Source organism: Pseudoalteromonas sp. SG41-2, from assembly GCF_014164535.1.
GTDB lineage: Bacteria > Pseudomonadota > Gammaproteobacteria > Enterobacterales > Alteromonadaceae > Pseudoalteromonas > Pseudoalteromonas rhizosphaerae.
The window spans coordinates 91,036-104,325 of record NZ_JACJFK010000018.1; the positions used below are offsets into that span (position 1 = coordinate 91,036).

Genomic DNA, 13,290 nt, shown 5'->3' on the forward strand with positions numbered 1-13,290 from the left:
CAGCCTAGCTCCTTATTGCTAATCTAAAGAACGATAAATTCGTTTGTTTTCTTCTTTTGTTAGCGCAACAACCTCGGTTTTAGACAGGTAATCTTGCAGCGCTCGTTTGTTTTTAAAATCAACTAATACCACTAAATTACCTAAGCCAAGTAATGCGGTTACGCTGCGAATAACGGCTTGTGGCCAACTAATTAGCTTACCATCGCGAGTTTGTACTTTTAAACGCCATGCGCGCATACCAATCGTTTGGCCACTCTTAGTCCAAAAATAGACAAAAAATATAATATTTACACCAACGAATAATGCACTGCGAATACCGTACAGCAATGGAGAGTCCTGAATTAAGGCGGCCGGATCTTCTGTCTGCATAATTAGATCTAAGCCAATTAACCCCTGAATGGCTGCAAAGTAAAGTATGGCAGTAAGCATAGATAGCGAAATCACAACTAAAGAGTCGTAAATTAAAGAGGCAAAGCGACGCCAAAAGCTCGCACGCGGAAATTCAGCAGACATAAACAAACTCACAAAGTTAATATGCGCGCTAGTTTAGCAAATAGCGAGACAAATACTAGCCGCACAGTTAGTAGCTTTTATGAGTGAATGTTAATGGTTGCTCAATTGTTAAGCGGTTGATCGTGGTTTTGTAAAAAACGCTTGCTGCTCCTCTTATTGTTTGTATAATGCATGGCATAGAGACAAAGACAGCTTGATAAGTCCTAGCTCTAAAGTGGTTTTTCTTTATCTTCTCATGTTAGAAGGTTAAAGAAAAATGATGCCAGCGTGATGAAATTGGTATACATGGGGGATTCAAAATCCCCTGCCGCAAGGCGTGCCGGTTCAAGTCCGGCCGCTGGTACCACTTTTAATAACCCTGACCACATTGGTCGGGGTTTTTTTATGCCTGAAATAAAGTGGTCAGTTGTTAGTTTATAGCCATATGATGTGGCAAACGATTAATACCGTATAATCTGCATTAATCGTTTGATTTTTAGTTAATTACTTCTGTATATACAGACGCTATCGCATAGTTTTAAGAATTGAATACTTTGTGTTACTGATTGGGCTATTTTTCCATCTGAGTATTTGTCTTGGTTGCTATGAGACCTTAAAAACCAATAGCCGGCTTTTTCCTTTTTGAAAAGTTTGTAGTTGATCACATCAACTTCTTCAGAATTATCGATACAACTGCTTATTGTTTCATCTTGACTACAAGGAGTTACGAAGCTCATGCTATTGTCTTCTTCAAACTGCCAACGGCCATTAGGGCCAAAAATACCACCGCTATAAACAATGGCTGTACCGTTATCGTGAGGCTCTATAACGGCATGTTTGTTGTTATTTAACAAGTTTAAATCGTTAACATAGAAGGTTTTCATATAATCTTCTTGAGTCGCATTATAGGTAGTATCTGCTTGGGCTAGATTAGCGTAAGAGTAGCTTGATTGTTTTTTGCTGGAGTAAAAATCGTCTACAGTAGCAATGCGATTATCGTAGAGTTTTACATAGCGTACATTTCTAGTTTCAATACCTATGGTGAATTCTAAAGTATCGCCCAAGTTGCTGAACGTAATATCATAAGTAGACTCTTCACCAGTAAGTGCGTCTTTCACTGAGTAATGTCCTGAAGTTTCTGAATCAACCGTGATAGGTGCATTGATTATTTTAAAGGAACTTCCATCAGCTAATTGCACACTTGAATACAATGGAGATAAGCCGAATAACACATCACCCGCTGAAAATTCAGGAACTGGCGCCTCTGCAACACCTCTAAATACTTTATAGGTTTTGCGATCAACAAGCTCTTTTTCAAGCTCAGGCCAATTAGCCGTATCTTGAGATGTTTGAGGGATAAAATGATAGGTGACTTCAAAAACAGCAAAATCATCTAAGCTTGCAATGAGTTCGGCTTGTTTTAATTGAACAGAAAAACTGATTTGTTGATATGAGCCATCAGTATTTTGAAACGTTTTTGTATAGTCTTGCCCAAATATACTATTACCTTTCTCTTCAGGCTCAATAAATTGATATATACCGTCAGTTAGAATTACATTCTCGTGAAATCCAGCCAACTGAGTGTAACCTTCTGCTTTAATCGCTACATTGGCAAAGAAAGTATATTTGACGCCTTCTTCATTACCTAGTTGGCTTAGTCTAAGTGTTTGCTCTTGGCGTTGATCGCTATAAGTATCAAAACTAAGCGCTTTTTTCTCGCCTTTAATCAGGGTAAGCCAAGTGAATTCGGTTTCACTTATGTACTTTTTAGCTAGGATAGAATTAGCTTTCTTAGCTAAAATCTCGAGAGGTATAAACTTTGAACGCATGCAATTTGCAATGCATTCAAACTCTTGAGTATGCAGTTCAACATCATCTGGGTTATTCCAGTTAAACATAAAGTTGTCACTGTCAATTTTTGCAAAACCTGTTTGGTCAGCTGAAAAATGAAATAGTGAGCTAGAGTCAGCTGTAGTCCACGTGCCGATTAATTCTTTATCTGCAAGTGTAATTGCTTCGCCAGGAAAGTTAACGGCATCATAGTGAACGTCAATACTTAGGTTAAACTGGTTCGACTCTTTACCATCACTAATTGATAGGTCGACTTGATGTTCAGCTATGTCAAAAAAAGTAGGCGAAGCACTGAGCGTTAGTGTATTTTCACTTAGTTCATAGCTTAGCCAATCAGGTTTGTTTATTACAGAGACAGTTACTGTGTCGTTGTCTTTATCGCTTACAGTAAGTGCATGTTCTAAACTAGATCCCGCAGCGAGTTCAAAACTGAACTCACCCGCTATAGTAGGTTTGTTATTTGCTGCTTTTTGTTGTTCTTCAGAGCTACTTCCCCCACCACAGGCAGAAAGTAGTAAGGTTAAAAGGCAGACAGCTGTTGTTTTTAGTTTCATCACTAATTTTCCTTAATATTTTATGCGATTATATCAGATGGTTAACTTGAATGGACCAAACGTAGGTAAAGTTAAGAAGGAAATGCTTTAAGTCATTAAGCGCTTTGTTGAAGATTCTTCTATTGAAGTTTTGCTACTAAAGCTAGTTATATGAATGCCTAGTTAAATGAATACAAAGGCTTAAACAAATGATAAAAAAGTTAGGCAATCCTAATTAAATCATAGCAAAGCAAGTCGACACTGTTTTTCAACGTTTTTATAAACGTGAAGCGGACCAAATTGGTCGGTTTTTTATGCCTGAAATAAAGTGCTAAGCCATAAGCTTTGGCGAGAGCTTGAAGAAGGGTAGTAATGACGCTGCTTGGTGAATTATTAAATGACATTCAACTGGATTGAATGCCATTTAATAGAAAAACTATTTTTAATCAGCTTAGTCGATTAGACTCACTTTGCATTGGTAGGTATTATCACCCACTGAAAAACTGCCTTTGCCATTCCATTGGTTATCAACGCCAAAGCTTGCCGTAAAAGGTGACTGGTAACTACCAATTGCAGGTGGTGGAAAAGACACCACTGCTTGACCTGTTAGCGCGCCAACTTTAGTTACATCATTATAGCCAGTTGCATGCATATGGCCCGATGCGCTAGCGGTGAAATGAGGTGAATGCTGCGTTCCTTCTTGGATGCTGCCATTCGCTCGACCATTTAATGAACCTGTTTTTGGATCTACAGCAAACTGAATTTCCATAGAGCCACCACCAACAACACCAGATTGAAATTGTAATTTAACGAGATATAAGCTTTCATCAGACATTTTCTTGTTCCTTTTGTAGATTGCATTCGCACTGTTATATGGATACTAAGTAACCGAGTGAAATTGTAGAATGACCACCACAAAAGACATATTACAGCGTATTACATGAAGTTGAGTTTGAGGGCGTACAGGTTTTTTTATCGTTGTTTTTTAGAATAGGGGCTGCTTTTACAAAGTATTCGCTGATTAAACTAAATGTTCTTTTTAGTATTTCTTTTCGAAGCTAGCTACACTGGCAATAGTATTGTTGCGACTGCACCTTGGTGTTTTTCTTTATTCGCTAAGCTCAAACTACCATGATGCTGCTCTATCACGTTGCGACAAAAGCTTAGACCAATCCCTTGACCTTGTTGTTTAGTGGTGTAAAACGGCACGAATATGTTATCGGGGTTGGCAAGGCCTTGGCCGTTATCATCAATGGTGATGCAGCTTACTTTTCCTTGCTTATGCACACCTAATGTTACTTTAACGGGCGGGGTGCTTGCTTCGATGGCATTTTTTATTAGATTGATCATGACTTGATGAATAAACGTGCGGTCGGCCTTAAAAGTTGCGGCGTCTGTTACGCAGCTAAATGCAACGTCAGGGTATATTGCGCACACTTGTTTTAAAAATGTGTCGGTGTCTATTGCTACTATATTAAGTGCCAGTGGTTTATTTATATCGCCATAGCGCGTGACAAATTCATTAAGATAATTACAGCGCTCACTTATAACATTAAGTGCTTGTATTTGTCGTGGCTCGGTGAGCTTCACGGCGAGATTTTCAGCCATTGCAGTAACTGGTGTGAGTGAGTTGCGAATTTCGTGACCGAGTACGCGAATAATTTGCTGCCATGCTTGCAGTTGGCTTTCGCGAAGGGCTGAGGTGATGTCGATCATAACAATAAGTTGATGACAGCTGCCTTGCTCTATAAATTCACTGTGGCGTATTTGCCATTGCTGGGCTGTAATAACATCGCTAAATTGCCAATGTGCGTCTTGCTTTGTAAGCCCTAATTGTTCAGCGCTTGCATAGCGTAAGGTTTGCCATTGAGTCTGTTTAAATTCGCTAAACGCATTATTGGCATAACTGAGCTTATTATATTGATCGAGCACCATGATCGGCACATTAAAATGCTCAATTAATTGGTACACCAAAAAAATATGCTGATCGTATCGCGACTTCTTTTTAAATAACTCTTCACTTAACTCAATCAAGCTTTGTTGTAATTGGTGAATACTCCCCGCCTGATAGCTGGGCTTAACGAGCTGGTTATAATCTTCGTTTAAAATGGCATCTAGGTGGGCGTAATTGCGGTTAAAGCTGTTGATCACTTTTTTATAGGTACGAATAAACAGCTTAAGATAAATAGCTAAAAATAGGATTGAGATAACGGCAGAAGTAACAACAGATAAAGCAAAATATTGGCCAATAAAATAGCACCCCAACGCTGCTAAAGTGCTACTAAAAAATGCAAAGCCAATTAAACTGCGTTCCAGCGATGAGTGATAAAGACAACTAAGTGTCATACTGCTTTTCATACGGTAATCCTGTATTTTTCAAGGCGACGATACATAGAAGATTTACCTAAACCTAATAATTTAGCGGCGTTAGGAATATGGCCTTGGGTCTGCTTGAGGGCTAAATCAATTAATTGGCGCTCTGCGTGCTCTAGTGTCATTAGTGGTAATGTGTTATTGATTTGACTGCTGTGCAGGTTTAAGTCATCGGCGGTCAATGTGTCGGTTGTTGCTAACAATATTGCCCGTTCAATCACATGGCTTAGCTCGCGTACATTGCCCGGCCAAGTATAGTGGTTTAATTCCTGTTTAGCGCATTCACTCAATGTAAGTATGGTGCTTGAGTATTTTTTAGCATGTAAATTTATAAAGTGCTCGCACAAAGGCACTATATCTTCAATGCGTTCGCGTAGTGGCGGTATTACAAACTCCAAAGTGTTTATCCGATAGTATAAATCTTCTCTAAACTGGCCTTGTTTTATCAGTGTGGCAATATCGCCATTGGTGGCACTGATCAAGCGTACATTGGTTTTTTTAGTGTGACTCGCGCCAACCATCTCAAACTCTTGGCTTTCGAGTACCCGTAATAATTTTGCTTGTTGTGGTAGTGGTATATTGGCTATTTCGTCTAAAAATAAACTGCCGTTATCGGCCAGTTCAAAGCGGCCAATGCGCTCATTTTTAGCATCAGTAAACGCACCTTTTTTATGACCAAACATTTCGCTTTCAAATAACGATTCAACAATAGCCCCCATATTCACTGCAATAAACGGTTGTGTATGGCGCGTTGACTGCTGATGAAGCCATTGTGCTAATTGGCTCTTACCCGTACCATTTTCACCGGTTAGTAAAATGTTAGCATCGGTTTTAGCCACCTTAGCTAACTGACTTATCAGTTGTTGCATAGCGTGTGACTGATACACAAATGCAGGCGAGGCACGATCGTTAAGCTGTTGCAGCAACTTTTGATTTTGTTTGTTTAACTTTTTAAGTGTGAGTTGCTGATCGAGCAATTTTAATAAGCGCTGGTTTTGCCATGGCTTTTCAATAAAGTCACACGCACCGTGTTGCATAGCGCGAACCGCTAGATCTACGCTCGACCACGCAGTCATTGCGATGACAGGGATATCTAACTGTTGTTTATGTAAGTGCTGTAAAAACGCCAAACCTTCGTCACCTGATGTGGTGTCGCGGGTAAAATTCATATCGAGCAAAATAAGGTCAATCGCTTGGCTATCTTTAACTACTGCTTGCGCGCTAAAAGGTGAGTCGCATTCGAGCACTTGGTAGCCGTTATCTTCTAAAATAAAGCGCGCGCTTAGGCGGATTTCGGGGCTATCTTCAATGATCAAAATAGTGGCAGGCATAAACTTCCAAATAGGTGAATAAGCACAGGTTGATTGTAGCGTATAGCGATTTCTATGCCAGTGATTTTATTTTTGTATTTCAGCTTGTTAGCTATTTAAAGGTGATTTCAGTAGGTGTTCCAGTCCGATTACGGACTGCTTGCGTCCGATTTTGGGTTAGCCTGTCTGTCGAAGTGAAAGCCTTTAACTAGGGCCAGTCTCAAATTGATACTGAGGAGTCCGGTATCGCCGCTCAATAAGAATTTTTAAATAGTACATACTTGTAATTGTTTGTATTTATTGATTTTTAATGTTGGCACGTGTTTCGCTATAGCTTAGATATACAAAGCATAATGCGGTGCAATATGGACATAGTAAAAACAAAAGTAGTCAAGCAGTTATCGCTTTGGCATAAGCTAATTTTATTACTGGCTGTTATTTTAATTGTGGCAGTGATTTATCAGCGCAGCAGTCAAGTAGGTGTGTCAGTATCGCGCAGTAATATTATTATTAGTGATGTACGCCAAGGCGCGCTTGCGATTACGGTTACAGGTTATGGTGAACTTAAATCTGCGCAGCAGCAATTGCTTACGGCAAAAACGTTGGCCACTGTGCAGGCTATTTTATTAAAACCAGGCGCAATAGTGACCAGTGACTCAGTGATTGTGCAGTTAGCCAATCCAGCGCTTGAGCAACAGCTCGAAAATGCGCAGCAAGAACTTAATAAACTCAATGCTAACTTACGCCAGTTAAGATTAAACAATACTCGCGAGTTATTAAACGAGCGCTCTCATGTGGCGCAAAGCCATGCCGCTTACGAAAATGCCAAACTAAAATTAAAAGCTGAAACCAGTTTGGTTGAACAGGGCATAGTCTCAACGCTTAATTATCAGCGTAGCGTGTTAGACGAGCAACAACTTCGCCAGCAATTAGCAATAGCTAAGCAACGTTCAGAGCAACTAAAAGCCGTGCACATAGAATCTGAAAACATTCAGCTTGAGCAAATTAAACAGCAACAAGGGTTAGTAGTTATGGCACAAACACAATTGGCCAATCTATCTGTAGTAGCGGGAATGGATGGGGTATTACAGCGTTTACCGATTGAGCTTGGGCAAAGCGTAAATGCAGGGCAAGAAGTTGCGCTTATCGGCTCGGTTGATTCGTTAATTGCAATTATTCAAGTACCACAAAATCAAGTAGATGATATTCGGTTAGGGCAGCTCGCAGAAGTAGATACACGCCGCGGTGTTGTTATGGCAAAGGTGTCACGCATCAGCCCTGTGGTGAGTAATAATACAGTAGAGGTAGAGTTATCGTTGCCTAAAGAGCTCCCTGAAAATGTTCGGCCGCAATTAACCGTCGATGCCAATATTAAGGTCGCACAGCTAAAAGATGTTACTTATATCGAGCGCCCAGCAAACGTAAAACCGCACAGTGTAAGAGATCTGTATCAGGTAAACTCACAGCAGCAAAGCGCACACTTGGTTGATATCAAATTTGGTCGCGAGGCTGGGCGCTTTATCGAAATACTAAGCGGCGCACAGTTAGATCAGCAATTGATTATTTCAGATTTAACCAACCTTACTCGCAGCAATAGCGAAATTCTAATTAACTAATGAACAGGATAAAAATAATGACAGAGCAAAAAATAACGAACACCCAAGCCGATGTCGTATTAGCAATGAAAGGAATTAGTAAGGTATTTGAAACCCAAGAGTTACAAACCTATGCACTGCGTAGTATTGATTTGTGTATTTATCGCGGTGAATACTTGTCGATATCGGGGCCATCTGGCTGTGGTAAATCAACATTACTTTCATTATTGGGTTTACTTGATATGCCAACCAGCGGTGAATATTTAATTGACGGTAAAGACGTCTCTGCACTTTCGCTGAATCAGGCTGCTGAAACTCGCAATGCAAAAATAGGATTTATTTTTCAATCATTTAATTTAATTGATGAGTTAAGTGTGTTCGACAACGTGGCATTACCACTGCGTTATCACCACTATAAACCAAACAAGCAAATAATTGCTGAAAAAGTAAAAGCGTGCCTTGAAAAAGTAGGGCTTGGGCATCGTATGAGTCATAAACCTAACCAATTATCTGGTGGACAGCAGCAACGCGTGGCGATAGCCCGAGCGCTGGTGACTGAACCGGCAATATTATTAGTTGATGAGCCAACGGGTAATTTAGACTCAAAATCGGGAGATCAAGTTATGCATGTATTAAGTGAGCTACATGCAGCCGGCACCACTATTTGCATGGTGACACATGACCCGCGTTACTGTGATATGGCTACAAGGCAACTAAAGCTATTGGATGGTGAGATGCTAGGGGCTGTGGGTATAAAAGATCAGCTAAGTGCTTAAATAACCTGTTTAGTGAGAGTAAAATGGAATATCCAAAAATAATAAAACGTCAATGGCTATTAAGGGATAACTTAACGGAGTGCCATAATGACTTATAATTTAAAAAATGCATTACTTAATATAACTAATCATAAAGTTTACAGTTTAAGTGTTGTAGCGACGTTAAGTATTGTTTTAGCTGCATTAATTACTGTATTAACACTTGCCTATATTATGCTGTTAAAACCATTGCCATACCCTGAGCAAATGCGGTTAGTAAAAGCTGAATATGCTCAAATAGACCAAACCGGGGCGCTTAATACCCGCGCTTTTAATTACCCTGCACTGATTGATTTATATAAAAATCATAAATTATTTGAGCAAGCTGCGTTGGTGTATTACGGTGAACAACGCCTTGATGATGTAGCGGGCTTACCCATAGTAAACACCTCATTTGTTACCCCTCAGTGGTTTGAAATGTTTGCAATTAAGCTACATTTAGGACGAGGTTTTACGCAAACTGAAGCTCTTGATAGTTTTAACCCCGTTGCCGTTATAAGTTATCGAACATGGCAAAATGACTTTGCCAGTAAAGAAAACATAATAGGTCAAACACTTAGTGTGGGCGCTCAGCAATTCAAAATTATAGGTGTGGCTGCAGCCAACTTTAAATCGCCTGCACTTATCAAAACAGGGCAGGTCACTGACGTATGGTTGCCGTGGGATTATAATTTAACCTCTGCAGAGGCTAAACCATTTTGGTGGAACCGTTACTCGCGCAGCCATTTTGTGGCTAAATTACCAAGCGATGTAAGCATTGAGCAGGCGAGTAAAAGGTTATCGCAGTATGTGGATGATGTATGGCAACAGCATATTACGACCGAAGCATTCTTTGCAGGTTGGCATATCGAACTTGAGCTAAACACCTTGCAAACAGTAATATTAAAAGAGACACCGCAGAATATTTATTGGCTCATTTTAGCTGTAACGGGGTTGGTTATTATTGCCTGTGTAAACATTAGTAACGTGTTTATTGTAAGAACTGCAGCGCGTAAACACACATTAGCACTGAGTGCGGCGCTGGGCGCAACACGGTTTACTTTGTTTAAACAGTTTTGGCTGGAGGTTGCCTTACTAATAGCCTTAGCAAGTATAATAGGCCTTGCGTTAGCGGCGATTTTTTTAGCAACCTTAAGCGATTTTGCCATGGCAATATTACCGCGCGCCAATGAGCTTTCTATTAATGCAGTATCATTCCTTATCACACTGGTTAGCGGCTTAATATTAACGACGCTGTTCGCTTTTTTATGTACGCGAATAGTAAATTACCAACAACTGATAAGTAGTTTAAAGTCAGCAGGAAAAGGGACGACAGTGCAGGTGGGCAAGCGCGTATGGCAAGGCTTGGTCGCTTTTCAAGTAGCTGTAGCGTGTACATTATTGTTTATTAACTTTTTAGTTTTTAGCGTTAATAAAAGTAATATTGACGAGGCTTTCACACTGCCACTTGAGCAATTAACGAGTTTAAAGGTTAATGTAGCAAGCCATGTGGCGGCTGATAGAGACAAAGCAAATCAGCTATTAGAGCAAGTAGCTAACGAGCTTGCTTTACTGCCAGAGGTTAGGCAAGTAAGTCGTTCATCATCACCTATAAACGATAATTTAATTACTTGGTCATTGGTTGAGGTAGCAAGCAATCAAAACGTATTACCTTATGGTAAATCAGTTGATGAGCAGTATTTTTCATTACTTAAACAACCCGTATTACAAGGACGTGGTTTTACAAACGAGGATACTAAAAGTAATGCGAATGTTATTATTATTAATGATGTACTAGCAGAAAAATTATCAAATGATGGTAATGCATTGGGTATGCATTTGAGTTTTGATATAACTTCAGGGCGCGAAAATGATTTAGTAATAATAGGCATAGTTAAAACAATGCTTATACCGGGGAAAACGTCGCTTGAGCCTAAAGCTTATTTGACTCGTGCTGGTTATAATTCATTTATTATCGAGTTTAAAAATGCTCAGCACTTAACAAAAAATACGCTTAACACCTTATTACAATCTATTGATTCAGGCTTATCAGTTCATCAATTAGCGCCATTAAATGCACAGCGCGATACAGCACTGTTTCGTCAATATGTAGTATCGGCGACAACGCTGATGATCATTGCTGCCACTATTGCCTTAACCAGTATTGGTTTGATAGGTATTATGCGCTACTCAGTGTTATTAAGGCGTGCTGAAATTGGTATTCATTTGTGTGTTGGCGCAAAGCCACTGGCATTGTTTTTGTTAGTATTTAAGCAAAATGGCAGCGCAATCGTAACGGGTATAATACTCAGTATTGCGTTATTGCTGGCTTTACAACAACCACTACAACTGATTGCGGATGGAGTACCGCAAATTATGCAGCTTGGTATGTTATTCATGACTTTATTGTTTGTAATTAGCCTTGGCGCACTGGCGTGTTATTTACCTTTAAGTGCCCAGCTAAAGCGCCCTGCAATTTACGGTGTACAAGGATCACAACAGTAAAGTGTGTAGTTTAGGAGGGACTGATTGAGTAAAAGGCTTAAATCAGCTCCTTCAACTAGCTCTTTTAAAAACACTTTATAAAATTTGGCACGTTGATAAGTTAATAATAATTATAAAGATGGTACGGGCTGAATGTTATTATCTGCAGTCTATACAACTAAAAATGCTACAACAGGGATTTCAGTCAATGATTGCAAAGTTAGATAATGCAAATGAGGCAGTCGCAAAGCAAATTTACACCACCTTTCAACGCTCTTATAAAATAGAAGCTGAATTAATAGGTACGCAGAATTTTCCGCCTTTATCGCGCACTGTTAATGACATACACAATTCGCAAACGCTTTTTTATGGATTTTATGACGATACTCAGCTTGCAGGGGTTATTGAACTGGTAATTATCAATGAGCGATTAGAAATTAATAGCTTAACGGTTGACCCAAAGCATTTTAGAAAAGGCATCGCCGATAAGTTAATCCGCTATGCGTTAACTAACTTTATTGAAACAGCATCAACAGCGATAGTTGAAACCGCAGTAGTTAACGAGCCCGCTATTAAGTTATATAAAAAGCATGACTTTGTTGAGTTTAAAAGATGGACGCCCGAACACGGTATTGAAAAGCTGGCCATGCTTCGAACTGGCATTGTTTGATTCAAAAGCCACAGTGTAAAAAACGTTGTAAATTCAATTTCTTTTCAATTATTAGTTTAACTAGCAAATACTTATCGAAAGGTAACCAACGGTTGTTATTTTGTTATGCCAATCACTTAAGTTTTACTGTTTACGCTTAACCAACCATATTTAAACATGATTTTTGAAATACAAATTTTATGTTTTAGATCACTAAATACTTAGTAACGATAGGTTACTGTATGTGGAGTATTTAATACGTACAAGGGTAGAGGTTACCTCTTCAAGCTCTCAAAACATAAGAGGTAGGTTGAGACGTTTCATTTTTCGAGAGGCATTATGAATTTAAAAAACACGACAACTCATTACAATACGCTCTCCATTGCTTTGCATTGGCTTATGTTCATATTGATAGTCGCTGTTTACGCAAGTATTGAACTGCGCGAATTATTCGACAAAGGGACTACAACCCGAGATGCCTTTAAAATGTGGCATTTTATGCTTGGTTTATCGGTTTTAGCTTTAGTAAGCGTTAGGCTAATTGCTCGCGTAGTGGGTGGCTCGGCTCCTGATATAAAACCAGAACCAGCTAAGTGGCAAAATAACCTGGCCAAACTAGTGCATGTTATTTTGTATGGTTTCATGTTTGCTATGCCTATTGCTGGATGGTTAATTTTGAGCACGGCAGGCAAACCAATTCCGTTTTTTGGTCTAGAGCTGCCGCCATTGGCCAGTAAAGATTTAGACTTGGCTAAAACCATCAAAGAGCTGCATGAAACCGCAGGGGAAGTTGGTTATTACTTGATTGGATTACATGCCGCCGCCGCCTTATTCCACCATTATGTTTTATCTGATAATACGGTTGCAAGAATGCGTTTGCCGAAAAAATAACAGCGAATAAAAATTTTAAAAAAGGGAGATTCAGTCTCCCTTTTTTAATTTTGCTACTTTCTGTTTGACTTAACGCTATTGCCACTTTGACGAAGTTCGGCTAAAAGTGATCACAGGAAATTGAAATTGACTAAATATAATAGCTAATTAAGTGCTCAAACTGTTGTTTGCGCACATATTCAAGGATATGTGCCAGGGCAAGATCACGAACTTTACCTTGACTTAAAAGTATGATCTTATACTCCTTTTTAAGGAGCCCCCATGCCTGATATTCAACTATTTAAATATTTCGAATCAATTGACGACCCTCGCCAGCAG

General features: G+C 39.5%; 10 protein-coding genes and 1 tRNA gene. 6 read left to right on the forward strand and 5 right to left on the reverse strand.

What is annotated here, in order from left to right:
* Positions 1 to 18: 18 nt before the first annotated feature.
* Entirely contained in the window at positions 19 to 513 is a 495-nt protein-coding gene (locus H5186_RS15140; protein WP_182719466.1) for an RDD family protein, read from the reverse strand.
* A 261-nt stretch (positions 514 to 774) separates the two neighbouring features.
* Between H5186_RS15140 and H5186_RS15145 the strand changes: the two genes are divergently transcribed.
* Positions 775 to 859 (forward strand) — tRNA-Leu (locus H5186_RS15145).
* A gap of 133 nt (positions 860 to 992) precedes the next feature.
* On the opposite strand, the gene H5186_RS15150 is transcribed toward H5186_RS15145, so the two are convergent.
* The 4 genes from H5186_RS15150 to H5186_RS15165 form a co-directional block, all read right to left on the reverse strand.
* The gene (locus tag H5186_RS15150) at positions 993 to 2,897 is read right to left on the reverse strand and encodes a hypothetical protein (RefSeq protein WP_182719467.1); all 1,905 of its coding nucleotides are present in this window, start codon (positions 2,895 to 2,897) and stop codon (positions 993 to 995) included.
* A 430-nt stretch (positions 2,898 to 3,327) separates the two neighbouring features.
* Positions 3,328 to 3,711 (reverse strand): DUF1842 domain-containing protein, encoded by a 384-nt coding sequence (locus H5186_RS15155; protein WP_182719468.1) that lies wholly within the window; start codon positions 3,709 to 3,711, stop codon positions 3,328 to 3,330.
* A gap of 227 nt (positions 3,712 to 3,938) precedes the next feature.
* On the reverse strand, positions 3,939 to 5,234 hold the full coding sequence (locus H5186_RS15160) for a PAS domain-containing sensor histidine kinase (RefSeq protein WP_259400345.1): 1,296 nt from the start codon (positions 5,232 to 5,234) through the stop codon (positions 3,939 to 3,941).
* The gene (locus H5186_RS15165) at positions 5,231 to 6,580 is read right to left on the reverse strand and encodes a sigma-54 dependent transcriptional regulator (RefSeq protein WP_182768243.1); all 1,350 of its coding nucleotides are present in this window, start codon (positions 6,578 to 6,580) and stop codon (positions 5,231 to 5,233) included. The genes H5186_RS15160 and H5186_RS15165 overlap by 4 nt, the downstream gene beginning before the upstream one ends.
* A 344-nt stretch (positions 6,581 to 6,924) precedes the next feature.
* Here H5186_RS15165 and H5186_RS15170 point away from each other — a divergent pair, with 344 nt between their 5' ends.
* The 5 genes from H5186_RS15170 to H5186_RS15190 all read left to right on the forward strand — a co-directional run bounded on the left by H5186_RS15170 (position 6,925) and on the right by H5186_RS15190 (position 12,972).
* Positions 6,925 to 8,175 (forward strand): HlyD family secretion protein, encoded by a 1,251-nt coding sequence (locus H5186_RS15170; RefSeq protein WP_182794632.1) that lies wholly within the window; start codon positions 6,925 to 6,927, stop codon positions 8,173 to 8,175.
* A gap of 17 nt (positions 8,176 to 8,192) precedes the next feature.
* Positions 8,193 to 8,930 carry an ABC transporter ATP-binding protein gene (locus H5186_RS15175; protein ID WP_182794633.1) on the forward strand — a complete coding sequence of 246 codons (738 nt, stop codon included), beginning with the start codon at positions 8,193 to 8,195 and terminating at the stop codon, positions 8,928 to 8,930.
* Between the two features lie 87 nt (positions 8,931 to 9,017).
* Positions 9,018 to 11,453 (forward strand): ABC transporter permease, encoded by a 2,436-nt coding sequence (locus tag H5186_RS15180; RefSeq protein ID WP_182794634.1) that lies wholly within the window; start codon positions 9,018 to 9,020, stop codon positions 11,451 to 11,453.
* A gap of 187 nt (positions 11,454 to 11,640) precedes the next feature.
* Complete coding sequence (locus H5186_RS15185; protein ID WP_182761168.1) at positions 11,641 to 12,102, forward strand: GNAT family N-acetyltransferase; 462 nt, start codon at positions 11,641 to 11,643, stop codon at positions 12,100 to 12,102.
* Positions 12,103 to 12,420: 318 nt separating this feature from the next.
* Positions 12,421 to 12,972: a cytochrome b gene (locus tag H5186_RS15190; RefSeq protein WP_145235009.1), complete on the forward strand. Its 552-nt coding sequence runs from the start codon at positions 12,421 to 12,423 to the stop codon at positions 12,970 to 12,972.
* The last annotated feature ends 318 nt before the right edge of the window (positions 12,973 to 13,290 follow it).